This is a genomic window from Bradyrhizobium lupini (genome assembly GCF_040939785.1).
Classification (GTDB): domain Bacteria; phylum Pseudomonadota; class Alphaproteobacteria; order Rhizobiales; family Xanthobacteraceae; genus Bradyrhizobium; species Bradyrhizobium canariense_D.
On the sequence record NZ_CP162553.1, the window covers coordinates 2,727,815 to 2,750,850 of the forward strand.

15 protein-coding genes and 2 pseudogenes are annotated in these 23,036 nt (G+C 59.4%); 5 read left to right on the forward strand and 12 right to left on the reverse strand.

Features of this window, described 5'->3' with window-relative positions:
• Positions 1-95 precede the first annotated feature (95 nt).
• From AB3L03_RS13045 to AB3L03_RS13060, 4 genes and pseudogenes are all read left to right on the forward strand, one after another.
• Positions 96-686: a hypothetical protein gene (locus AB3L03_RS13045; RefSeq protein ID WP_368508754.1), complete on the forward strand. Its 591-nt coding sequence runs from the start codon at positions 96-98 to the stop codon at positions 684-686.
• Positions 687-924: 238 nt separating this feature from the next.
• A protein-coding gene (locus tag AB3L03_RS13050; protein WP_368508755.1) for an IS630 family transposase occupies positions 925-1,886 on the forward strand; the annotation gives its coding sequence in 2 pieces (ribosomal slippage) (positions 925-1,270 and positions 1,270-1,886; 963 coding nt in all).
• Between the two features lie 774 nt (positions 1,887-2,660).
• The gene (locus AB3L03_RS13055) at positions 2,661-3,815 is read left to right on the forward strand and encodes a redoxin family protein (RefSeq protein WP_368508756.1); all 1,155 of its coding nucleotides are present in this window, start codon (positions 2,661-2,663) and stop codon (positions 3,813-3,815) included.
• Between the two features lie 708 nt (positions 3,816-4,523).
• Positions 4,524-5,551 (forward strand): annotated as a pseudogene (locus AB3L03_RS13060) (aspartate-semialdehyde dehydrogenase).
• Between the two features lie 279 nt (positions 5,552-5,830).
• Here AB3L03_RS13060 and AB3L03_RS13065 read toward each other — a convergent pair.
• The 11 genes and pseudogenes from AB3L03_RS13065 to nifD form a co-directional block, all read right to left on the reverse strand.
• Positions 5,831-7,932, reverse strand: a pseudogene (locus AB3L03_RS13065) (prolyl oligopeptidase family protein).
• Positions 7,933-8,517: 585 nt separating this feature from the next.
• Complete coding sequence (locus AB3L03_RS13070) at positions 8,518-9,897, reverse strand: M16 family metallopeptidase (RefSeq protein WP_368508757.1); 1,380 nt, start codon at positions 9,895-9,897, stop codon at positions 8,518-8,520.
• A complete protein-coding gene (locus AB3L03_RS13075; RefSeq protein WP_368509049.1) occupies positions 9,894-11,201 on the reverse strand; it encodes a M16 family metallopeptidase in 1,308 nt (435 codons plus the stop codon). Before AB3L03_RS13075 ends, AB3L03_RS13070 begins: the two co-directional genes overlap by 4 nt.
• 1,600 nt (positions 11,202-12,801) lie before the next feature.
• Positions 12,802-13,086: a ferredoxin III, nif-specific gene (gene fdxB / locus AB3L03_RS13080; protein WP_204513337.1), complete on the reverse strand. Its 285-nt coding sequence runs from the start codon at positions 13,084-13,086 to the stop codon at positions 12,802-12,804.
• 14 nt (positions 13,087-13,100) lie between these two features.
• A complete protein-coding gene (locus AB3L03_RS13085; RefSeq protein WP_085383723.1) occupies positions 13,101-13,301 on the reverse strand; it encodes a CCE_0567 family metalloprotein in 201 nt (66 codons plus the stop codon).
• Between the two features lie 7 nt (positions 13,302-13,308).
• On the reverse strand, positions 13,309-13,779 hold the full coding sequence (locus AB3L03_RS13090) for a NifX-associated nitrogen fixation protein (RefSeq protein WP_085383724.1): 471 nt from the start codon (positions 13,777-13,779) through the stop codon (positions 13,309-13,311).
• A 10-nt stretch (positions 13,780-13,789) separates the two neighbouring features.
• Positions 13,790-14,185, reverse strand: coding sequence for a nitrogen fixation protein NifX (gene nifX, locus AB3L03_RS13095; protein ID WP_231189477.1), 396 nt, complete (start codon positions 14,183-14,185; stop codon positions 13,790-13,792).
• Positions 14,186-14,207: 22 nt separating this feature from the next.
• Positions 14,208-15,590: a nitrogenase iron-molybdenum cofactor biosynthesis protein NifN gene (nifN, locus tag AB3L03_RS13100; RefSeq protein WP_368508758.1), complete on the reverse strand. Its 1,383-nt coding sequence runs from the start codon at positions 15,588-15,590 to the stop codon at positions 14,208-14,210.
• Positions 15,591-15,595: 5 nt separating this feature from the next.
• Positions 15,596-17,239, reverse strand: a complete 1,644-nt coding sequence (gene nifE, locus AB3L03_RS13105) for a nitrogenase iron-molybdenum cofactor biosynthesis protein NifE (RefSeq protein ID WP_368508759.1) — start codon at positions 17,237-17,239, stop codon at positions 15,596-15,598.
• Positions 17,240-17,354: 115 nt separating this feature from the next.
• The gene (gene nifK / locus AB3L03_RS13110; RefSeq protein ID WP_219682981.1) at positions 17,355-18,914 is read right to left on the reverse strand and encodes a nitrogenase molybdenum-iron protein subunit beta; all 1,560 of its coding nucleotides are present in this window, start codon (positions 18,912-18,914) and stop codon (positions 17,355-17,357) included.
• An 81-nt stretch (positions 18,915-18,995) separates the two neighbouring features.
• Complete coding sequence (nifD, locus tag AB3L03_RS13115; RefSeq protein ID WP_368509050.1) at positions 18,996-20,498, reverse strand: nitrogenase molybdenum-iron protein alpha chain; 1,503 nt, start codon at positions 20,496-20,498, stop codon at positions 18,996-18,998.
• A gap of 1,231 nt (positions 20,499-21,729) precedes the next feature.
• Here nifD and AB3L03_RS13120 point away from each other — a divergent pair.
• The gene (locus AB3L03_RS13120) at positions 21,730-22,119 is read left to right on the forward strand and encodes a hypothetical protein (RefSeq protein ID WP_368508760.1); all 390 of its coding nucleotides are present in this window, start codon (positions 21,730-21,732) and stop codon (positions 22,117-22,119) included.
• Positions 22,120-22,816: 697 nt separating this feature from the next.
• On the opposite strand, the gene AB3L03_RS13125 is transcribed toward AB3L03_RS13120, so the two are convergent.
• Entirely contained in the window at positions 22,817-23,029 is a 213-nt protein-coding gene (locus AB3L03_RS13125) for a hypothetical protein (protein ID WP_368508761.1), read from the reverse strand.
• Positions 23,030-23,036 lie beyond the last annotated feature (7 nt).

The window sequence follows — 23,036 nt, forward strand, 5'->3', positions numbered from 1 at the left end:
GGCAGACACAGGGGGACGGCAAACAACTTGCATGAAGGTCGCGGACACGTCGCATTGGGCGACGCGTGCACACCACACTTGATGAGGAGCCTTCCATGACCTCGATCGACAACACCGCTCTTGGCCCGCTGGACAAGGACGGGCGGTTGCTGAATGCGGTGCTTAAGAGCGAAACAACGAAGTCGAGGCGATTTGGATTTCGAGGCGACATCGCGCTGAAGTTCCAAGCCCAGCTTGCCGACGAAAAGCGACCGCCGGACTATTCCATCGAACAAGTTCTTGCAATCGCGCAGGAAGGTGAACCGACCATCCCAGTGCTTGCCGGATATCTGCATTCCTTCGCGTATCTACCCGAGGCCGCGAAGGTGCTGGATGGCAGGCTGAGCCCCAACGGCAGCTATTTCATGTTCTGCAACAACATTGATCTGCTCGCGAAGTACCGCACCAAGATAGGTGACATCACCTTCCGCATTCTGCCTTGCGACGAATCCACTGTGTGGAAAGAAATGATGGACCTCGCCGGCGTCGATAAGAATGACATCAAGAAGCTCGGTACGGCCGGTAGGCTCGATTACTTGCTCGACGCGGCCAAGGACATCGGCGGATCATACAAGGAGATCTCATACGAGGACGGGCTGACTAAAATGGAACCAGTAAAGAACAGAAGCGAAAACCGCCCCGTCTGAGAAAGCGCCTCAAGACCCTCTCTCGCCAGCTCGACGGGTCTGCCGCAAAGAGAGTCACTGCAGCCGCATCGCGTGGGACTGGCTTTGACAAACCCTCGTGATGCGCTTCTCGGTCTACGTTTGGGGGATCACGCGGCCACTCTGCTAGAGCGTTAGCCCACCTGACTGAATCGTTGGGGATTCACAAATCAGCGTTTTGGTGATTCAAGCTACCCGCCGGGACGGGACGCCGGCGGGCATGGCGAAGCCGCTGTCGATGGACCTTCGTGAACGAGTGCTTGGCACCCTTGCGGGCGGCGTCTCCGGCCGGCATGCTGCCGAGCGGTTTGGAGTAAGCGCGGCGAGCGTCAGCCGGTGGCGGATACGCCAGCGGGAGCAAGGGGATGCCCAGCCAAGGGCTCAGGGCGGCGATCGCAAGTCCCATCGGATCGATGCCCATCAGACGAGGATTATGGCCTTGCTCAAGGCAACCCCTGACATCACCATTGAGGAATTGCGTGACAGCCTGAGCAAGGAAGGTCTTTCCTTTGGCTATGGGACGATCCGGCGCTTCTTCGAGCGCCACAACATCACGCGCAAAAAACGACCGCCCATGCCACAGAGCAGGATCGCCCGGATGTCTTGACGCGGCGGGAAGCCTGGCGTGCGAGCCAAGGCAAGCTCGATCGGGAGCGGCTCGTCTTCATTGATGAGACCTGGGCGTCGACCAACATGGCGCGAACACATCGCCGCTGCCAGCGCGGCAAACGTCTGCGAGCTGCCGTTCCGCACGGCCACTGGAAAACGACAACCTGCGGGGCCGCTTTAACGACGCGCGGTATCATCGCGCCCTGGGTGCTCGATGGCCTATCAACCGTGATGCCTTCGAGACTTACGTGTGGAAAAGGTGCACATCCCGGAACTTCCGCAAGACCGATTGTCATCATGGACAACCTCTCCAGCCATAAAGGGCTGCGCATACGCCAGATGATCGAAGCCCCCGGCGCAACGCTCCTCTATCTTCCGCCCTACAGCCCCGACCTCAACCCGATCGAGAACGCATTCGCCAAGCTCAAAGCAAATTTGCGAAAGGCCGCCGAACGTACGGTCAATGGTCTCTGGGAAGCTATTGGTCGCATCGTCGACACCTACACGCCCGCAGAATCCACAAACTACTTCGTGGCCGCAGGGTACTTGCAACCTGATCGGCTAACGCTCTAGCGGTCATTTCAGAGGGCTGATCCACGGTGGTGGATCGTCTTTGGCGTTGCGCTCCAGGCCTTTGCCGGCCTGAGCGGCGCTCAGATGTCGCGCGAGGAGCGATCACTATGCTGATGTTCAAGGAACGCCCGCCCGGCGATCGGGACGCTCCGCGGCTGGCCGATCTCCGTGCCGCAGAAAGCCGGCGCCATCCGCGAATTCGGGAACATTCCTCCATGGGGCAATACGCAGTTCCATCCTGATTGCCGCGCCGCAGTGATTACACGATTGACGCGAGCCCCTGATACCAGACGCAATTTCTCCGCAGGGGATGGCGGTCGACGCGGCCTCGCACCATTGAGCCACGTCCCGGGATGTCGCCAAATTTCATTGCGAATGATACCGGCCGCAAACCGCTTCGCAAGCGGTGCATACCTGATGCCGTTACGAACACGCTCTTTTGTGCGTCTTCTACTGTAGCGATGCCATGCAGTGCGGCGACAGCATCAACGCGAATACTGCTGTGTGGCGTATTCCTCCAATGCAGCCGCAAGCGAGCCGACGGCGCGGCTCACGGATGCACATTCGCATGACAATGTTTTGGTGGGACGAAGAGCGCGATGCGTGCCCGTGACGCTGACGCAAAGCATGTCAGGTCACATACAGGGGACTCTATTGGGCGTATGATGTTTTCAACGATTTTTCATGTGCTTAGTGCGCGCGGAGAGCCTGGCACGATGATTGCTAATTCAATGCAGCGACAAGGTCGCGCAACAACTAACTTTGGAGACAATCATGGTGCTGTGCATGGCGTCCCCGGCTCCTTCGCTCAAAGTCGAGAACTGGCTGCGTGGCGAGCCCCTCACGAACTTCCGGCCAGGGAAAGTGTACATCGTCGAATTTTGGGCAAGTTGGTGCGGCCCATGTGTGGGGGCGATGCCCCATCTCATAGAGCTGCAAGCAAAATACAAAGACGAAGGGCTTGAGATCGTCGGAGTCGCAGCTACGGAACAAGCACCAACGGCGGATGAGGCTCGCACCAAGCTGGACGCATGGTTGACTGAAAAGTTCTCAAATCTGAACTATCGAATTGGGTTCGACAGTACAGGCGAAATGAACAAGCTTTGGATGGATGCCAGCTCTTCTCTTGGGGTTCCGACATCGTTCGTCGTCGACCGTGACGGCCACATTGCCTTCATCGGTCATCCGATCCAACTCGACGAGGTCTTGCCGAAAATTATCAATGGCACTTGGCGCGGCAGCTATCAAGCTAAAGCCGCTGATGCGAAACGAATTGCAACAAACGAACGCATAGCTCGCGAACTCTCAATCCTTCGGACAGTTCGATCGGCGATGGAAGCAAAGGATTGGCAGACGGCGCTCTCAGCGGTCGAAGAGGGCATTGCCGCGATGCCGGACAATCGCCACTTGCGGGAGATTCATGCGGATCTGTTGCTTCACAAAATGCACGACACGGCGACCGGGTTCCAGGTCTTACGCCAACTGGTTCGAGATGCGATTGATAAACAGTCAGAGGCTGTGCGTGGGCTGATTGCCGTGATGACGCAAATCTTTGATCCGGAGAACGATAGGGCCCACCTTCCGCGTGCGGAACGCTTTGCGCTCGGCGGTGATGTGTCGGAACATATCCTCAATTCTGTGCACGCCAGCGACGGCCTCACCGTTTCTTCTTATAGGATGGTCGCTCAGTACTATTACGAGAGTGGTGACGAGCAACGCGCGATCGAGCTGATCGAGCGGGCAATGACATTGCTAGACGATCCGAAAGCAATGCCGAACGAAATGAGGAAAGGTGCGAAACAGTATCATATGCCGCGGTTGTTGCAAAGCTTGGCCAACTACAGGGGTGAGAAGGTTTGCAGCGGGTCTTGTTCGATTTCGCAGGAAGCGTCTCCTGGACCCAAAGTACAGCCGCAGGAGGAGACATGAAGAGAGATGTTAATCGAAGATGCACGATCGGCGGTAAGTAAGCGCCTTCGAAGCGCTCGCGACCAGCAGAACGTCTAGGATCATTTAGGCGATTGCGAACGCAAGTCACAAGGAACGCCTAGCCCACAACAAGCGATGCGACGCTCTGCGGCCCGTCTTTGCTGGGTGTCGCGTTACTGCTTGCATTCAAGGGATGCCGCTGGCGCGTTTTACATGCTCGATTTTGTAGCTCGAGACTTCAATCGGTTATTCACATCGCGCATTACTCACGCAGTTATGTTCGCCTTGCAGTACGAACGGTCCCCTTCTTAAATGCAAGCGGGCGTGCGTTCGATCTGACGGTATTCTTACGGTTGCGCAACTGCATATGCTGACCCAGTGCACTATTGGGCTACGATAGACCGAAACAGAACTTCTTGTTCCTGAAATGGAGGTGGGGTTCAGATAGTACTGAAGGCGACTTGAGAATGTCCGATCTCGAATGCTTCAAGCCATTGATCCGTGGCTCTTCAGCATCAATTTTTGCGACAACGATACCGCATAAGCTCTCGCCATGTTCACGACCACCAAACGCACGACTAAAACCACCACGGCCTTCGGGGCCCGGGGAGGCGTGCGCGTGTAGTCGTCGACTAGAACGCAATCCACTCTACCGAAGCCTCGCCCATGATGGTCCGGGGCTTTTTTGTTGTCTGAATTCTCAAATCAATGGAGGACAAAGTGAGTAACGATCCCGTCGTCGCGATTGTCGGCGTCACCGGTGCGGTAGGCGCCGAATTCATCGCCACCATGGACAAGCGCGGCTTTCGCGTCGGCAAGCTCAAGGCACTGGCCAGCGCCCGCTCGGCGGGCAAGACGGTGTCGTTCCGCGGGGAAGACGTCGTCATCGAGGAGCTGACCGAACGCGCCTTCGAAGGCGTCGACATCGCCCTGTTCTCCGCCGGCGGCAGCATCTCCAAGAAGTACGCGCCGATCGCCGTCAAGGCGGGTGCCGTCGTCGTCGACAACTCCTCCGCCTTCCGCATGGACCCGAACGTGCCGCTAGTGATCCCGGAGATCAATGCGAACCGCATCCGCGACCACATGGGCATCATCGCCAACCCGAACTGCGCCGCCATCACCGCGCTGGTGCCGCTGTGGCCGATCCACCAGACCAACCGCATCAAGCGGGTGATCATCTCGACCTACCAGGCGGCCTCCGGCGCCGGCGCTGCCGCGATGGAGGAGCTGGTCGAGTCCACCCGCGCCAACCTCAACGGGCAGGTTTATACGCCGAAGGTGATGCCGCATCCCTACGCCTTCAACCTCTTCAACCACAACACCGCGATTGCCCCTGACACCGGCTACAACGACGAAGAGACCAAGGTCATCAACGAAACCCGCAAGATCTTCGAGGACGACAAGATCGCGATCGGCGTCACCTGCGTGCGCGTGCCGGTCTGCGGGCTCATTGCGAGGCCATCACCTTCGAATGCGAGAAGCCGATCAGCGAGGATCAGGTCCGTGCCATCATGGCGCGAGCGCCCGGCGTCAAGGTCGTCGACGACCGTGCCAAGAACTACTTCCCGATGCCGATCGACGCCTCGGGCCAGGACGACGTCCTGGTCGGCCGCATCCGCAAGGACCTCAGCGACCCCTCCGGGCATTCGATCTCGATGTTCGTGGCGGCGGACCAGCTGCTCAAGGGCGCTGCGCTCAACGCGGTGCAGATTGCAGAGCTGTTGCCGGACCCGTAATCAAGCGCACGCCGAGCCGACAGGTCTACGCTTAGATGGACGCAAACGCCTCGGGCAGCGTCGTGAACCTCAATCCTTAGAGCGGGCCGCGAACGATACGACGCGCACAGCGGCAACAGTCATCCGTGAGGCAAGGTGAGGCCATAGAGTTGGTGAAGAGAAACGGAACTCCACCATGCGTTGGTTTAAGCGCGCAGGATCTCGAATCGGTCGTGCGGGAGTTGAGGACGTCGGTCAGTTTGCCCCCTGGTCGATATCGCACGTCATTGAGAAATTGCGTTAGCTCGCTGACGCCTCCCCGTTCTGCCAGCCAATCTTACTCTTCAGAAATTCAAAGCCAAGCACATCGAAGCCGGCGCGCTCCTTGTTGTCCTCGCCATACCCGTGTCCGCCGCCGCCGGCTCGTAGAAATAAGCTTCATAGCCCATGACCTGGAGCTTTGCCGCCATCTTGCGCGCGTGCCCGGGACGGACGCGATCGTCGCGCCGCGTGGTCGCGATCAGGATTGGCGGATAGGGCTGGCCGCGCTTTGCGTTGTGATAGACGGAATAAGTCTTCAGCCACTCCCACTGCGCAGGCTTATCGGGGTCGCCATATTCCGCGATCCAGCTCGCGCCAGCGAGCAGCTTGCTGTAGCGGCGCATGTCGATCAGTGGGATGGTGCAGAACAGCGCGCCGACGCGTTCCGGGTATCGTCTCAGCATGTCGGTGATGAGGATGCCGCCGTTCGATCCGCCTTGCGCCCCGATGCGCTTCGGCTTGGTTACGCCGCGGCGAACAAGATCGGCGGCCACGGCGGCAAAATCATCGTGTGACAGTTTTTTGCAGGCGAGCCGGCCAGCATCGTGCCAGCGCGTGCCGAATTCGCCGCCGCCGCGCAAATTGGCCTGCACCGTTGTGCCCCCGCGCTCCAGCCACAGCTTGCCGAGCGACGAATTGTAGCAAGGGCTTCACCGAGAGCCCGAAGCCGCCATAGGCGGTCATGTAGACCGGCGCATCACCTGTCTCCCCAGTGGGACCGGTCTGCACATAAGGAATGCGCGCGCCATCGATCGAGATCGCTCCGTGCTGAGTGACCAGGAGCCCCTCGGACGTGAATGTCTTCGGCGCCGGCCTCAGCACCGTCGGGCTCGCGATGCCTCGCTCGAGCAGCATCAGGGACGTGGGCGTCAGCGGATCCTGGGCATTGGCGAGCGGGTCGCCATTGCTCTCGGACTCATGGGAATCGAAGCGCCTGACCTCGATGACGCCGATCCCGGGAAGTTCGCTCAGCGTCTCGCGACTCCAGGCCGCCGCTGACGGCGTGCAGATCTCGAACATTGGCCGCAACTCGTCGAGAAGGGAGAGAAGGAGCTTGCCGTCGGGCCCAGAAGAAACCCTGCAAAGCGCGGCGCGGGTCTGGTGCGAGCACCACCGCAAATTGCGGTCGCCGGCGAGGAAGGCCGATAGCGAGATGCCAAGCACGGTGTCCGGCGCGTGCGTCACGCCGCCGATCGTCCAGGCCGAGCGCAGCTTGATCACGAACCAGTCGCTGCGAATCTGCAGCCAGATGTCGGAGGGAAGATCGAGCTTGACGGTTGCCCCATCTTCGGTGCCGAGCCAGACGTCGAAGTTGAAGAAGTCCAGCCGGTCGATGAACCAGACCCGTGGGGTCTCAGCGGTGAAGTCGACGTGGCAATAGGCGCTCATGCGATGGGGCGTCGTTTCGAACACCACGCGTGCGCATTCGATCGGCTCGCCGCGTCGCCACGGCCGCACCGTCCGCGCATAGCCCGAACTTGTCACCATGCCCTCGCCAAAGGCGCTGGACAACAGCACGGTATCGGCTTGACCCAGGCTGCGCCGCCCTTGGCTTCCCCCACTACCAACCCGTTGGGCATAAAGCTTTTGGTGTTGCGGTCGAACTCGCGCAAGCTCACGGTGTCGCTGCCGCCGCGCGCCAGGCCCAGGATCACCTGCGCCGCGCCCGGCCGCGAGCTCGACCAGTTCAGGAGCCAGTCTGCGTCCTCCCGGCGGGCGAGCTCGTCGATGTCGAGCAGGGTTTCCCGGGCAGGCTCGCCTTTGCGAAACTCGTCCATCGTGGTCCGCCGCCACAGCCCGCGCGGATTGCCGGCATCCTTCCAGAGATTGGAGAGCAGGCCGCCGCACCGGCTGACATAGGGGATGTTGTCCGGCCGGTCGTAGATCGCCGCGAGCGTGTCACGATCGGGTTCGAAAGCAGGTCCCCCGAATTTGTCCAGCGTCATCCGGTTCTGCCATTCGACGAATCCGAGCGTACGCTCGCCTTCGATCTGTTCCAACCATAGATAGGGATCATCATCTGGAATCGAGGCCGTTGGCCTTTCAATCCGCGACTTCAACGATACACCTTTCTTGACCACGATTCACTCCAAGTTTGGCGCTGACGCGCACTTTCGATAGGGTTCAAGGCTTCGCATTACGAACGTTGCATCACGACTTCTACGTCTAAATCCCGACGCCGCGCGAGCTTCGAGGCTCTCGACTGAATGTTGCGCCGCAGTCGCGGCGATTGGTGTTAAGACTTGCGCAACTGGAATGCAGCGGGCGAGCTGCCAGAGGTTCGAAAGGTGCTAACCAAAGGCCCGCCTTCAATAGGGGTTCGAGCTCTCGCCACGGAAGGCCTTTCCATCGCGCGGCTTGCCGGGCAACAAAAGCTTCATCAGATCCAATTCGCCGTCGCTCACAAACGCCTAATCTCTCACTCCAGCAGTCTCCGCGGGAAGTGACATGCTCTTCGCGAGCAAACCGACTCCGGCGACGCTAGGGCCCAGATGGAGAATGATGTGGGCTTCTCGCAGCGCCGGACCACCTCGCCCTTAAACGGAACTTTTGGTCTGGGGCCGCCGCTTGTTCTGAGCGGCCCGAGACATAGGTGACACTTTATACTGAGCACAGGAGTTTCACTGTCCGCTTTCGCGGCTCCGCCGCCCGAACTCATTGAAAAGTTAATTGGGGGCCCCCGGCTTCGAGGCCGGTGGGGCGGTCGTCGACTCGGCTGCTGCCGGTGGAGAGCGGCCGATGATGACACTGAGCAAGCCCTGGCTCCACAGGCGCTTGGCGGCCGCTTTGGCGTCGTCCAGGGTCACCGCATCGACGACGGCGTTGCGCTTCTCGATGTAGTCGATCGGCAGCTTGTCCTGCTGATATTGCAGCAAAGCCTGCGCAAGCTTCGAGGAGGTGTCGAGCGCCAGCATCTGCGAGCCCTTGAGGTAGGACTTGGCCTCGTCGAGCTCCTTCTGCGTCGGGCCCTCATCGGTGATGCGGCGCACCTCCTTCTCGATCGCATCCATGGTGTCGCCGGCACGGTCGGCGCGGGTGCCGGTGTTGCCGATGAAGATCGCCGAATGCTCCATCCAGAGCAGCGATTCGAACACCGAATAAGCCAGCCCGCGCTTCTCGCGGACCTCACGATGCAGCCGCGAGGACAACCCGCCGCCGCCGAGGATGTGGTTGACAACATAGGCCGCCATGAAGTTCGGATCGCTGCGCTTCACCCCGGGACCGCCGAAGGTGATCACGGTCTGGGGCACGTCGAGCGTCACGAAGGCGCGTTGCGGTGGCTTGGCGGCCTCGACGTCGGGGACCGGCACGAGATTGGCCTTGGCGGGCAGGCTACCAAACGTGTGGTCGAGCAGCTTGCCGAGGGTTGTCGGATCGACATCACCAACCACCGCGATCTTGAGCGTGTCCTTGGCGAGCACGCGGCCGACATAATCCTTCATGTCGGCAACCGTGATGGTCGGAACGCTCTCGAGGTTGCCGTTGGACTGCCGACCGTAGGGATGATCGCCGAAAGCAACCTCCAGGAATTTGCGGCTCGCGAGCGAGGTCGGGTTGGTGGTCTCGCGGCGCAGGCCTGAGATCACCTGCGAGCGAATGCGTTCGACATCGGCCGTTTCGAAATGCGGCGAGGTCAGCGCGCTCCGCAGCAGGTCGAAGGCCTCGTCCTTGTTGTCGCGCAGCATGCGCAGGCTGCCGCGGAAGGTGTCGCGGGTGGCGCTGAAGGAGAGCTCGATGGCGCGGCGGTCGAGCCGCTCATGGAAGGTCTTGGAATCGAGATCGCCGGAGCCTTCGTCGAGGAGATCGCCGACCAGATTGGCGACGCCCGACTTGTCCTTGGGATCCTGTGCCGAGCCGCCGGCAAAGGAATATTCCATGGCGATCAGCGGCACGGTCGCATCCTGCACAAACCAGGCCTCGATGCCGCCCGGCGAGGTCAAATGCTGGATCTTTGCGGCCGCCTGTGATGGCGAGACGGTAGCGAGCACGAGTGCCGCGCCGGTGACGACGGAGAATGCAACACGTCGAAGGAAGGGATAGGTCACGAACGCTTCTCCTCGCGCTTGGCGGCGCCGGTATCCTTGATCAGATAGCCCGTCACCGAGCGCTTCTTCTCGAGCCATTTCTGCGCGACGGTGCGGACCTCCTCGGCGGTGACGGCGCGGATGCGGTCGGGCCAGCTCCGGATGTCCTCGATCGACAGGCCCGTGGTCAGTGCGCCGCCATACCAGCGCGCCAGCACCGCCTGGTTGTCCTGGGCGTAGATCGCCTCGGCGATGAGCTGGGTCTTGACCCGCTCGAGATCCTCGGCGCGGATCGGATTCTGCGCGATGTCGGCAATGACGCCGTCGACCACCTGCTCGACCTCGGCGAAGCTGACGCCGGATTTGGGCGAAGCCGAGATCGCGAACTGGGTCGGGTCGAGCGAGATGCTCGAATAGCTGGCGCTGGCGGAGACCGCGAGCGGCTTGTCGACCACGAGCGCACGGTAGAGATAGGAATTGCTGCCGCTGCCCATCAGCTGCGCCAGCACGTCGAGGGCCGCGCTTTCGCCGGCCGCAGCCGTGGTCGCCGAGGGCACTAGGTAATAGCGTCGCAAGCCGGGTTGCTCGACGCGCGGATCGGCCAGGGTCACGGTGCGCGGCGCCGCGGGCTCCGGCTCTTGCGGGCGGACGCGGCGCGCCGGGATCGCGGGCTGGGCCGGGATGGACCCGAAGTTGCGCTCGACCAGCGGGCGGATGTCGGCGGGCTCGACGTCGCCGGCGATCACCAGGATCGCGTTGCTGGGCGCATAGAAGCGGCGGTAGAAGGCGAGCGCATCCTCGCGATCGAGCTTCTCGATCTCCTGGTGCCAGCCGATCACCGGCCGGCCGTAGGGATGGTTGAGATAGAGCGCGGCCATGATCTGCTCGTTCAGCCGCGCGTCCGGATTGTTGGCGACGCGCATGTTGAATTCTTCCAGCACGACCTCGCGCTCGGGCCGCACGTTCTCATCCTTCAGGATCAGGCCGGTCATGCGGTCGGCTTCGAAGTCCATCATCCGCGCGAGCTGCTCGCGCGGCACGCGCTGGAAATAGGCGGTGTAATCGAGGGAGGTGAAGGCGTTCTCGTTGCCGCCGATCCGCCCCACGGTCTGCGAGAATTCGCCGGCCGGATGGATGGCCGTTCCCTTGAACATCAGGTGCTCGAGGAAGTGCGCGAGCCCGGACTTGCCCGACTTCTCGTCGGCGGAGCCAACCTTGTACCAGATCATCTCCGTCACCACCGGTGTGCGGTGATCGACGATCACCACGACTTGCAGGCCATTCTGAAGCGTGAAGCTCGCTGGTCGTTCCCAGCTGTGTGTGATCTGGGCAAGAACGCTCCTGTTCGCAGGAACGCCGCCGGAACTAGGATCCTGACTATTTTCCGCTCTATATTCGACCGCCGGCGCGGTAGGGGTCATCGAGGCCAGGGCAAAAGTGGCCGCGCCAATCAATGTCAGGGACCTGGAATTTTTCATGTGATGGCCTTTGGTCAGTGGAGATCCACGTTCTGCAGCGGACATCGCGACAAAGCAGGTGAGCCGCACGCCGTGGTAAGCAGCGGAGCAAATGTCGGGCCAATCTCGTGACTCTTCTGCGCACCGGCCGGCGCAGTCAGCTGGGCGCAAGCGCGGCGCAAAGCGTGTCTTCTCTTCGAAAGCCACCCGCACTCTGTTTGGTATCCGCGAAACATGTTGCGAACACGACGTTGCACACACGACAACTCGCTGCCTCGCCGTTGCCCCACTTTTCTGAGCACCCCTGCACGACTTCGTTTCGAAGGGCCTCGAACGGCTGGTCGCAGTGTGCCGAACCAAGGCTATTAGGAAACGATTTCCATGCCTCTTTACCCACACGGCTCTTTCGCGCGTCAGGACACGAGCCCGAACATGTCGAGCAACTGACGATCTAGCTGAGAGGGATCGTCGAGCAGCTCAGCGGCTACACCACAAGAGAATTGGAGCGTGCGCACCAGCTCAGGAATCAGAGTTTCGGGTTTAAGCCGCGTCAGCCGCGCGTGCTTTAGACGGGGTGCGACCCTGTCCACAGTCGATCCGCATCATAGACGATATGGACGCAGTGCCCGCGACCCAGCGGCGGCATAGTCTGCGGTGGGCAACGGCGTCTTTGAAACGTAGATTGATGGCCATCAAGCGAGTAAGCACGGCCCAGTCGCCGTCTTCAAGATAGCTGATCACATGGCCGTAGCCCCGGATGGGTCCGCTTCACTACCAGAGGTCCTGATCTATTAGAAAACGTGCATTTTTTAAGGGTTTGTGAATGGCGAACGAGTGCCTCGCCGGGAAGGCGATTGAGAGGTCCTCCGCAAGAACGGTCTCGTTTGGATGCTTCAGAAGGGAGCGATAGTCCCCGGGAAGAAGGGGCGCTTCAACGACGCTCTCGAAAGCGGCGCGCTATGGACTTGCTGCGACAGTGGACTCCCGAGTGTAATGGACTCACAGCGCCGAAACCTTCTTAGGTGCGTATAGTTTGCCCGCGCGAATATGGCGAGTTGTCGCCTGAACACTTCATCGCTAAAGAGCACTGTCTTCGATTACGCTGAGGGGTGGCGGGCCCGTAAGGTCCGGCTGACTGCGTCGATCGGCAGGCTGAGGAGCGATGGCAGACTGAAGCTTGACCTCGAGGGATTTCCGTACCAGTCGACGGACGAAATGCCGCAACCGAAGCTGCCCCAGCTCATCAACTGCATTCGCCGGCCGGGAACTGCAGCCCGCGTGAGCGCGTCGAGCGCGCTCGTATTGCGATATCTCCCCATGGAACGGACGAACGGTCAGCTGGCCCATGCGAGGTCACGCCCGAGTTGGCAACTGCCGGCTTCACGCAAGTAGGACAGGTTGGATGTTGGCGTTCCCTACCAGCTTGTATCTGACCACTGACTCGTCGACATCGCGGAAGAAAGCTAATTCAAGCAGGTAGTGTGTGGGTCTGACAGTTTGTTGGACACACCCGGGCGCAGGCGCTGCAGCCGATGCAAGCGCCTTCGTCCTTCAACACCATGACTTTTTTTTCGAGCTCATCGTCCTCCTCATCGAGATCGATGATTTCGCCATCCTCGCATAGCCCCTTCAGCGTCATAACCTCGCGGCCGCAAACCTTGTAGCAGCGGCCGCAGCCGATGCACTTCTTGGGATCGATAGAAACCAGGTAGTCCGGCCTCCAATTGCGACCGTCGCGGGTCCTGAATGACATTGGCTTCGGGTCCGTTATGCTTTTTCAAGCGCTTGGAGATGTTGACGCTTGCTTTCGAGCTCGCTGAAGGCAGCGTGGGCGTTGTGGGCCACGCTCAGGATCGAGGGCCAGTTGACCGGCAGCTCCTCGGAGAGGTCGTGGAGGTCCATCTTGGCTTGGGTCGCCTTGGCCGACAGTTTCTTTATTTCCGCTTTCAGGCTTTCAACATCGCTCATGCTTGCCTCAATAATTTGCCACTTCCGGAAACTTACGGATTATCTCAACGCCACTGTTGACGAATTTGTCGCCTTGATCAGCGAGATCAGAGAGATGGCCGAAACCAAAGCGATGTACGTCGCGCAGCTGCTTGCTCACGACAACGAGCCGGCCGCCGATCAAGACGATCCGACCGAACCCTTCGTTGTGCATCTTCAGCATTGGGGAGATCATCACTCCGGTCGCCTTCTCGATCGAGAGCGCAACCGCGTGAAAGAACAGCTCCAGCCGCCATGTCGTCTCGGGGGCGGGATTGCCGACGATCGGCAGCGCACGGCGCTTGCGCTTATCGAGAACGTAGGGTTCGAGCAAATCGAGATCCTCCTTGCCCTCCCAGGCACCGTGGGAGTCCTGGGCGCGCCAGATCTTGACGAGCTCTTTCAGAAATGGCCGCTCCGCCGCCGCGGGGGCTGGAGTGACTTCGGACGTATCTCCCATCCTCGTTCCTTCAGGTTTCGAAATCCACTGTACGTTCCGGGTCTTTGGCGAGCAGCTTCCGCAGCCAGGGCGGCGGCGAGCCCTTCAGCACGGTTTCGAGTTTGACGCAAAGTTCGTCGATGGGCTCTGGTTGCAGCACCTTCATCGGATGGATCTTGCTCGCGACCACTCGTGCAGCACCCGAGCCGCCGATCGCCGCAACATAGAGGATTGCGCAGTCCCTGATCGCCTCGATCTTGGGCGCTAGCTTATCCTCATTGCCGTCTTCCGTGAGGTCACCACCGAACTGGATCGCCTCAATAAACCGATGCCCCTCCGGGCTGACCTCGTAGATCGCGATGTTCTTGGCCCAGCCGAAGTGCGCATCGACATGCTTCAAGTCCTGAGTGGCAAATGCAACTTTCATCCGTGTTGTTTTCTCTCCCTGCTCAATGCAACCGAGGCGAAACGACCTGCAGGCCAGAGTTGGTGAATCGCCAGCTGTCAGGCGTCGGCCGATGGTTGATCTCTCGGTCGGTGATAATGAGATTGGCGATGTCAAAGATCAGGTCGCGCGTGCCGCGATAACCAACCATTGTGAGGTGCGCAGCGCCAAGGCGATCGAACATGGGAAAGCCCACCCGGAAGAATGGAACATTGAGTCGCGAAGCCGCCTGGCGACCATGTGAATGGGAGATCAAAAGGTCGCAGTCACGCGTCCTGGCAAGCTCTTCAAGATCCTCCAGATCGCCGATCAGGACGTCCTCGGTCCTGACTCGCTGCAGCACCGGTGAGTTCGTCGTCGTCACCGCAGCAGTGACCTGCGCCCCCATCTCATGGAGCGAGCTGGAGAGATCAAATAGCAAGTCCGGCTCGGCGCCGATCGCGAGCTTGCGGCCGCCGATATGAAAATGAGCATCCAGCATGGCGTCTGCCAGCTGTCCACGCTGCCGGCGATACTTCGAGGGTACTGACCGGCCAGTGATCTGGCTCAAGAACGCCATAAATTCGTCGTTTGGGATAAGGCCACAGAGCCGCTCGAATAGACGGAACGGCGCGCCTGTCCGCACCTGCATGGTCTCGGCCGCACGGCGCATTTGCGCGCCGATCGCGATCGTCCAGGCCACCTGCCCCATGGTCGCAATTTCGTCCACTCCAATCCCCCCGATCGTAGTCGGCGTGAATTCGTCGGGGATGTGGCCGTCCAGCGAACCTGCAAGGTCCGGCAGGAAGGAGGGCTTGAGACCGAAATCCTCAAAGATCGTGCGAAGCTCGTCGAGGTCGCCGGGCGTGAGGTGGCACCCAGGTAGCACGTTAACGCGGGACGCATCGCGCGGTCTCGCTGGGTCGAACGGAGTCACAAGCACCTCGATCATCCGCGCCACCGTCTTGCCCCAGCCATCCTGCAAGGCATCCTTGAAATCCGGAGTCGAGACGTAGACAAGGGGGAGCTTTTCGAGCTGCCGGTGCTTCTGTCGGATCAACCGGATGAAGGCTTCGACGTCATCGCCGTTGGTTTCGGTGACCCCAGTTGAATTGATGCCAATGATCTCGGGCTCGATGCGATTGTAGATGTTGAGGATTGCCTGTTCGAGATTCTCGTGGCCGCCGAGCACGGTCGCAACCTCGCTCATAGCAGTTGTCTGCATCGGCACGGCTTCATTGAAATGGCGCACGAACAGCGTCAGCCCAAAGGAGGCGCAACCTTGCGGGCCGTGCAAAAGCGGCATCGCGCCGCGCAACCCCATGAAGGCAAACGAGCCGCCGATCGGCTGACTCATCTTGAGCGGATTGACCGAACAGGCTTTCTTCGAGGTAGTGACGATCGCCATGTCCCCTACTCCGCCGCCTGCAATGCCGGCGGCTGGAGATCGGACGGAATGTCCTTACAAGCAATGCACCGCCCGCTGGAACTGGTGCACGGCTTGTTGGGCTCGGCGAGCTTCGGGCCATGCGCCGCAATCGCGCTCTCACCCTCGCTGACCTCAGCTTGATTGGAAAAACTTATCGTCCTGACGCCGTTCCTGCTCGGATCCCGAACTGGATCCGGGGCTTGCGCATGCATCTGGGCAGCCGTCCTTGCTTGAAGATTCCGGTCGAACTCATCCCATGGCGCGGCTTGGCGGAGCTGATCCCATATCGGATTGTAGAGCGCCTTCTCGATCTCCTCCATGAGCTTGAGAATCCCGACATAGCCCATATAGGCGTGGCAGCGCTCCTGGTTGATATCGAGCCACGGCATCGCCGCCTTTAGTGCGACGAATTGCGACTTGCCGCCCGAGAGCATGATATCGGCTTTTGCGTCCTTGAGCATCTTGTAGATCTCGCGAGGCGACATGTCCTCGATCATATGGGCGTCCTGGCCCATTAATTCCTTGATACGTTCCTTGTCCTTCTTGGTCGATTTCTTCACGGACGTGCCGACGATCTCGAGCCCGGCCTCCTGCAAGGCGGCCACCATCGACCAGGATTTCACACCGCCGGTGATGAGAACAACCCTCTTGCCGGCAAAGCGCGGCTTGAAACGTTCAATCGCAGCCCAGGCCTTGGTCTCTTCGCGTGCGATCAGGGCTTGCGTGCGTTCCATCAGCTCGGCCGGCGCGCCACTTTCGATCAGCATGCGCGCGATCTGGCGGAGTGAATCGCTGGTATCCTCAATACCGTAGAAGGAGCCTTCAAAAAACGGGATGCCGTAACGCTGCCTCATCTTGCGTGCGACGTTGATCATTGCCCTTGAGCAAACCATCATCGCGGCTTTGGCCCGGTGCGAATAAGCGACCTCGCGATACTTGCCGTCCCCCGAGATGCAGGACAGGATCCGGATTCCGAGCTCATCGAGCAGGGGCTTGATCTGCCAAAGCTCGCCGGACAGATTGTATTCACCGATGATGTTGATATCATACGATGTCGTGTAATCCGGCTCTCCGGTACCGATGACGTGCTCCAGCAGTGCTTCGCCAGCAAGCTTGTTACCAAGGTTCTTCGACCCGACAAATCCCGGTGAATTGATGGGAATGACCGGCTTGCCGAATTTGGCGGAGGCCGCCTTGCAGACCATATCGATGTCGTCACCGATCATTGCGGGCACGCATGTCTGGTAGACGAAGATGGCCTGCGGGTTGTATTTCTCTGTGATCTCCTTCACTGCCCTGTACAGCCGCTTCTCGCCGCCGAAGACGATATCGGTCTCGCTCATATCTGTGGTGAAGCTTCTGCGCCACAGATCGGAGCCGGACGAGACCGAACCACGATTGTCCCAGGAATTGCCCTCACAGGCGATTGGACCATGCACAAGATGGGCGACATCGGTGAAGGGCTGCAGCGCGACTTTGGCGCCATCGAAGGCACATCCGCCGGCGGCGCCGCCCGGCTTGAGCTGCTTGGTGCAACCATTCTTACGCTCGACCTTCGACTTGCTCGCGTTCCTGGCGCAGCCCGGTTCGTTAAAGACGTCCTGTATGGTCGTGGGAAGCGAAGTCATGGTGTCTCTCTCGGGGATGTTAACACACCGCAGACCACAAGGATGACCGGCGGAGAACCTGTGATCCCCGCCGCAGCGCCGCTGTTTCTGCGGACGATGAGGCGGGGAGCTCGCCTTAGCGTATGATGTCGAAGCTGTAGTCTGTCTTGCCAACCGAGCTGGTCTTTCGATCGATCTCATCAAAGATCTTGTCGAGAATCTTGACCAGCACATTCATGCTCCCCTGATAGCCCCACACTGGATAACGATGGTGATGATGGCGATCGAAGATGGGAAAGCCGATGCGGATTAGCGGCGTTCCGGTGTCACGCTCGAGATACTTGCCGTAGGTGTTACCGATCAGGAAATCGACCGGCTCTGTGAACAGGAGCGATCGCATGTGCCAGAGATCCTTGCCTGGGAAGGCGCGGCAGTTTTTACCGAAGGGCGAGCTCGCGAACAGCGCCTGCATCTTCAGCTCCCACGCCTTACTCGCGTTCGTCGACAGCACGTGGGTCGGCTCAGCGCCGAGCTCCAGCAGGAATGCGGCCAAACCATAGCAGAGGTCTGGATCGCCGTAGATCGCGAACTTCTTGCCGTGAACATGCGCGCTGGAATCAGCCATTGCGTCTACCAGACGCCCGCGCTCCTGCTCCAGCGCATTTGGAATTGCCTTGTTGGTGATACGCGACAGTGTCATCAGGAAATCGTCCGTGGCGCTGATGCCCAGCGGGTGATTGAAAGCGACGACCTCCTGATCGTGCCCTTTGATGAAGGACAACGTCTTCTCCGTGCAATATTGCTGCATGGAAATGGTTGCCTTGGCGTGGACGGCGTTCGCGGCATCCTTTAATGTAGTGCCCCCATCATACATGCGGAACTCGCCGTCCGTGGGGGTATCGAACACGTCACTGTTATCCGCGAGGATGGTGTAGCCGATGCCCATCAGCTCGAAGATACGCTTTATCTCACGGACATTCCCGACAGTGTAGCCGTCGAAGCCACCGATGAAGTTGATCGTGTTGTTCGCTTTGCGCTCGAGTTTTGGGGCCGTGCCGGCTTTGCCATCCCAGAAATGCTCGAGGATGCCCTTGAGCGTGTTGTCGTAGCCAGTAACGTGGCTGCCGACGAACGCAGGAGTGTGAGCGAATGGTACGTCGTAGTCGGCTGGGACTGAACCTTTTTCCTTTGATGTTTTGATGAAGGCATTGAGATCGTCGCCGATGACTTCCGCCATGCAGGTCGTGGCGACCGCGATCATCTTCGGCTTGTACATGTTATAGCTGTTGGCAAGCCCGTCGGTAAGATTGTTAAGCCCGCCGAACACGGCCGCGTCTTCCGTCATGGACGAGGAGACGCACGAGGTCGGCTCCTTGAAGTGCCGTGACAGATGGCTGCGATAATACGCGACGCAGCCCTGTGAGCCGTGGACGAACGGCAGTGTGCGCTCGAACCCGAGGGCGGCGAACACCGCACCCAGCGGCTGGCAAGCCTTCGCCGGATTAACGGTTAGCGCCTCGCGGGCGAAGTTCTTCTCGCGGTACTCGGATGTCTTGGACCATTCTTTGATGCGATCGACGTCGGCGGGATCATGCGGATTCTCAAATAGCGCCTTCTTCTTGGCCAGCATCTGCTGGTATTCGTCTCCCCGGAAAAGCTCAGAGTGGTCGAGTATGTGTTCGGCGTTCTGTGTCATCATGGCACTCTTTGGGTTCTTGCGTTCGTTCTCCTGCCCTTCCCCTCCTCTGCGGAAAGAAACGGCCCGGGGTCGGCCTTCCTATTCCGCTGCCATGAGGCTCGGCTGCGGAGCGTCCTTCCAAGGCGCGGTGGTCTTCCCCCAGATCGGGGAGTTAATCGCCATGTCCATGTCGCGGGCGAAGATCGCGAAGCCGTCATAGCCGTGGTAAGGACCCGAGTAGTCCCAGGAATGCATTTGGCGGAACGGCACGCCCATTTTTTGGAAGACGTATTTTTCCTTGATACCGGAGCCGACCAGGTCTGGCCGGATCTTTTCGACGAAGCGCTCGAATTCGTAGCCGGTGACATCGTCGTAGATCAGCGTGCCATCTTTGACGTAGTGCTGGGCGGTGCGTTGGTAGTCATCGTTATGCCCGAACTCATAGCCCGTGCCGACAACATCCATGCCGAGGTCCTCATAGGCGCCGATGACGTGGCGAGGACGTAAGCCGCCGACGAACAGCATTACCGTCTTGCCTTCAAGCCGCGGCCGGTATTTCGCGGTCACAGCATCGACAAGCGGTTGATATTTCGCGATGACGCGTTCGGCGCCTTGCTTGATCTTGTCATCGAAGAAGCTTGCAATTTTTCGCAGCGACTCCGCGATTTTGGAAGGACCGAAGAAGTTGTACTCGCACCAGGGAATCCCGAATTTTTCTTCCATGTGCCGTGAGATGTAGTTCATCGAGCGATAGCAATGCAGTATGTTGAGCTTTGCCTTCGGCGTCGCCTCCAATTCAGCGAGAGATCCATCCCCGGACCACTGGGCGATGACGCGTAGGCCCATTTCTTCCAGCAGGATTCGTGACGACCATGCGTCGCCGCCGATGTTGTAGTCGCCGATGATCGCAACATCATATGGCGTCGGTTCAAATTTAGGGCTGGTCTCTGGGGCGCTCTTGTCAAAGATCCAATCCCGAACGGCGTCGTTCGCGATGTGATGGCCGAGCGATTGCGACACGCCACGGAAGCCCTCGCACCGCACAGGCACGATGGTTTTGCCGCCATATTCCTTCGACTTTTCTCGGGAGACCGCCTCGATATCGTCACCGATCAAGCCAATCGGACATTCGGACTGAATGGTGATGCCCCTGTTGAGAGGAAATAGCTCCTGGAGCTCATCGATGAGTTTCGTGAGCTTTTTATCGCCGCCGAACACGATGTCCTTCTCCTGAAAATCGGAGGTGAACTGCAGTGTCACGAACGTGTCGATGCCGGTCGTCCCGACGTAGTAGTTGCGCCGCGAGCCCCACGAGTACTGACCGCAGCCGACCGGACCGTGGCTGATGTGGATCATGTCCTTGATGGGTCCCCAGACCACGCCCTTGGAGCCCGCATAGGCGCAGCCGCGGATGGTCATCACGCCGGGAATGGACTTGATATTCGACTTGACGCCACAATCCGACTTCCCCGCCTCGTGAACACTGAGATGCTTGGCGCGCCTTTTGGCGGTCTTCTCGGGGTAGACCGTCAACACCTCATCGATTAGCTGCTTGTTGCGCGCCTTGATCTCTGCAACGCTTTGGGTAGGTGCTCGGCTCATACAGGTTTCCTTTTCGATTGTGGTCTCAACAAGAAGCGACGCTTTTGCGGTCGGCCGACGGATTTCCGATCCGGCGTTCAGGTAAGCGTGCAATCTGCGTGGGCGGTCCTACCGATCGCAACTTCGCGACGTTCATGCCGCAGCGGTCGTTCACGATCATGTAGCTCATCTCGGCTGAGCGGTTAGGAGCGCCATGTGTGACGCTGTCTATCGATGACCAAGACGCTTCTCGGTGAAGTCATGCCTGCTCTCCAGCGGTTGGTCATATCGGCTTCTTTATTCACTCGCGTGCGATCACGGGGCATGTCCCTGTGCATGGGATGCAAAGGACTAACAGCCGCCTCCTGCGAGGGGTCTGCAACGAGTGTGCCAGCGCCGGTTGAATAAAAAAAGCAACGTTTATAGAGCTAGATAGCTGCCGGATGCGGATTGTTATAAACCTGACCCTGTCTGCCACCAACAAGCGTAGCCGCAACGCCCTGTCTGAAACAAAACATTCGGATACGCTCTGCACCAGCGGCGTGGCTGGAGTCTGGCCGCGCCGACGTCACTCCAATGCGCAGCCTTGCTTCGTACGCGCCGATCCAACGATCGCAAACACCATCCGTTCGAAGCGGATTTCAGCGCGGTTAGATGTGCCCATCGTGCTCGCGATCCCACCCCCAGCAAGAATCGCATCGAGCGCTCCACCACCTGCTGCAGATGTCTCCACAAGAACTCAGTTGCCCAGCAGCAGTCCTCTCCCATTTCCGCATGGTCTCTCGCTCCGACGTTCTTTTATTTGATACTGCGGAGAGGCGCGCTCGGAGGGGCGAACAGCTGACGCCGTGGAGAGCACGTAAGCTGATCAATTCCCAAGCAGCGCGGTAGCTTAAACTCCGCAAACGGTCACCCTGGGCTTGCCCGGATTTGAACTTGCCGGCTACGACACAGGGCGCTTCCGCATCAAACAATCTGCAGCTTTTGCGTTCGGCGTAGTTCGACAAAGGGGAACATCGGATTCTGACGCGTCAGACAGTTTGAGCGAATTCACGGAAAGGCCGGCAGCTTCGCAAGTGTCGGCAGTCGAGATAAGGCAGGTCGAATGCGGACCACTGGTCGATTTATCCTTTCTCGTTCCAGGACAGGATCGAAATTCCTTACGCTTACCTCCGTTGCGTGGTGTATCAATCGCCATTGAAACCAGTTTTGCTAACGCGCTCCGCCAGCCTTTTTGCAGAACAGCGCGCCGATGGTCCAATTGAACGGTATTTTTCCTGCCCAGGTAATTTATGGTAAAAAGGCCAAGACCTCCGACCGAAGTGCTCAGGTGCGGATTTCACGCATTGCAACGTTCGTAAATTGGTGCATCACCACTGTTCCGGCGGTAATAGCGCTTGGGTTCATGGGACTTGCGCTCAAGGACATACCTATCACGGCGCTGTCGAATGCAAATCCTGAGATTATCCAGGTTGCCATTCTGAGCGTTTATATTTCGTGCTGGGCTTACGGGACCAGCATCGACACGAAAATCCAGGGTGGAATCTATGCGGACGACCCACAGGGAGGACGTGTCCGGACCGGATCAATTGCTGCTGTCGCCTTTCTCGCGGTTGTTTCAGTCATTTTGCGCCCTGAATGAGATGGAGGAGAAGTTCACGTTAGAACCGGCCATCGGGCGTGAGGGATCCCGAAAGCCCAGGGGTCGGCGCCGGCGTTCTTCAAGATGATCAGCTTCGGCTTCCGTGACGGACCCTGTTCGTCGATGCCGCGCTTCACGAGGAATATGAACGGCTCCACTTCGAAAATCGACGCCGCCACAGATCGGTTACTTGCCGCATTGAAGCTCGAGGGAGGGACGAAGAAAGTATCGCCCAATCGCTCATCTTGAACATCACCGAGCACCGGCAGCTCGGGATGTCGTCGCGCTTTCCGCTTTGATCCGCATGTCCGTTGGACTGGTTGGAATGATTCCACTTGGTACCTTCTGCCAACCATCATCGCCTTCTAGGTTCGGCATCACTACGCCTGGGGCCATCCTGAACCTCGTCTTTGGCTTGACCGCGCTCAGCTAAATTGATTCTCCGTGTCAGTGCCGATTGTCCTCGAAATCCGCATTGGACGCCATGTCACGGCATTCGGTACTTGGGCTGGCGAAGACTCCAGCCGGGATGCCGCTCTAACGATGTCTGCCCTCTGGATGGAAGATGCCCGTCATGCAAGCGGAGATCATCTCCTCCGAATCGATCGCTCTGCCTCGCGCGCCTTTCGCTTCTGTAGGGACGAGTTGGCTGCTGCACTAAGCCGCCGCGTCGGTTCACGACCTAGCGTTAGACCCGTTAATCTTCCCTTTTGAGCTTCTCGCGCTCTTGCTGAAGCGCTTCGGTCTCTCGGGCGACCTCGCGTCCTTCGCCCAGTTGTTCTTGGAAACGCTGGCGGGCCTCGGCGAGAACAGCGGGGGCGAAGGATTCAGTCAGCCGAATCTCGATTGCAGATTGGGCACTGCAGGGTGAGTTCATGAGCGCTTTTGCCGCCGTCGGGTTAGATGTCATGAACCCT

What these genes read in the sequence shown, in the direction of transcription:
- AB3L03_RS13045 (WP_368508754.1), top strand. Translation starts at nt 96, where the DNA reads ATGACCTCGATCGACAACACCGCTCTTGGCCCGCTGGACAAGGACGGG.
- AB3L03_RS13055 (WP_368508756.1), top strand. Translation starts at nt 2,661, where the DNA reads ATGGTGCTGTGCATGGCGTCCCCGGCTCCTTCGCTCAAAGTCGAGAAC.
- fdxB (WP_204513337.1), bottom strand. Translation starts at nt 13,086, where the DNA reads ATGTCATTCAGGACCCGCGACGGTCGCAATTGGAGGCCGGACTACCTG.
- AB3L03_RS13085 (WP_085383723.1), bottom strand. Translation starts at nt 13,301, where the DNA reads ATGAGCGATGTTGAAAGCCTGAAAGCGGAAATAAAGAAACTGTCGGCC.
- AB3L03_RS13090 (WP_085383724.1), bottom strand. Translation starts at nt 13,779, where the DNA reads ATGGGAGATACGTCCGAAGTCACTCCAGCCCCCGCGGCGGCGGAGCGG.
- nifX (WP_231189477.1), bottom strand. Translation starts at nt 14,185, where the DNA reads ATGAAAGTTGCATTTGCCACTCAGGACTTGAAGCATGTCGATGCGCAC.
- nifN (WP_368508758.1), bottom strand. Translation starts at nt 15,590, where the DNA reads ATGGCGATCGTCACTACCTCGAAGAAAGCCTGTTCGGTCAATCCGCTC.
- nifE (WP_368508759.1), bottom strand. Translation starts at nt 17,239, where the DNA reads ATGACTTCGCTTCCCACGACCATACAGGACGTCTTTAACGAACCGGGC.
- nifK (WP_219682981.1), bottom strand. Translation starts at nt 18,914, where the DNA reads ATGACACAGAACGCCGAACACATACTCGACCACTCTGAGCTTTTCCGG.
- nifD (WP_368509050.1), bottom strand. Translation starts at nt 20,498, where the DNA reads ATGAGCCGAGCACCTACCCAAAGCGTTGCAGAGATCAAGGCGCGCAAC.
- AB3L03_RS13120 (WP_368508760.1), top strand. Translation starts at nt 21,730, where the DNA reads ATGGTCCAATTGAACGGTATTTTTCCTGCCCAGGTAATTTATGGTAAA.
- AB3L03_RS13125 (WP_368508761.1), bottom strand. Translation starts at nt 23,029, where the DNA reads ATGACATCTAACCCGACGGCGGCAAAAGCGCTCATGAACTCACCCTGC.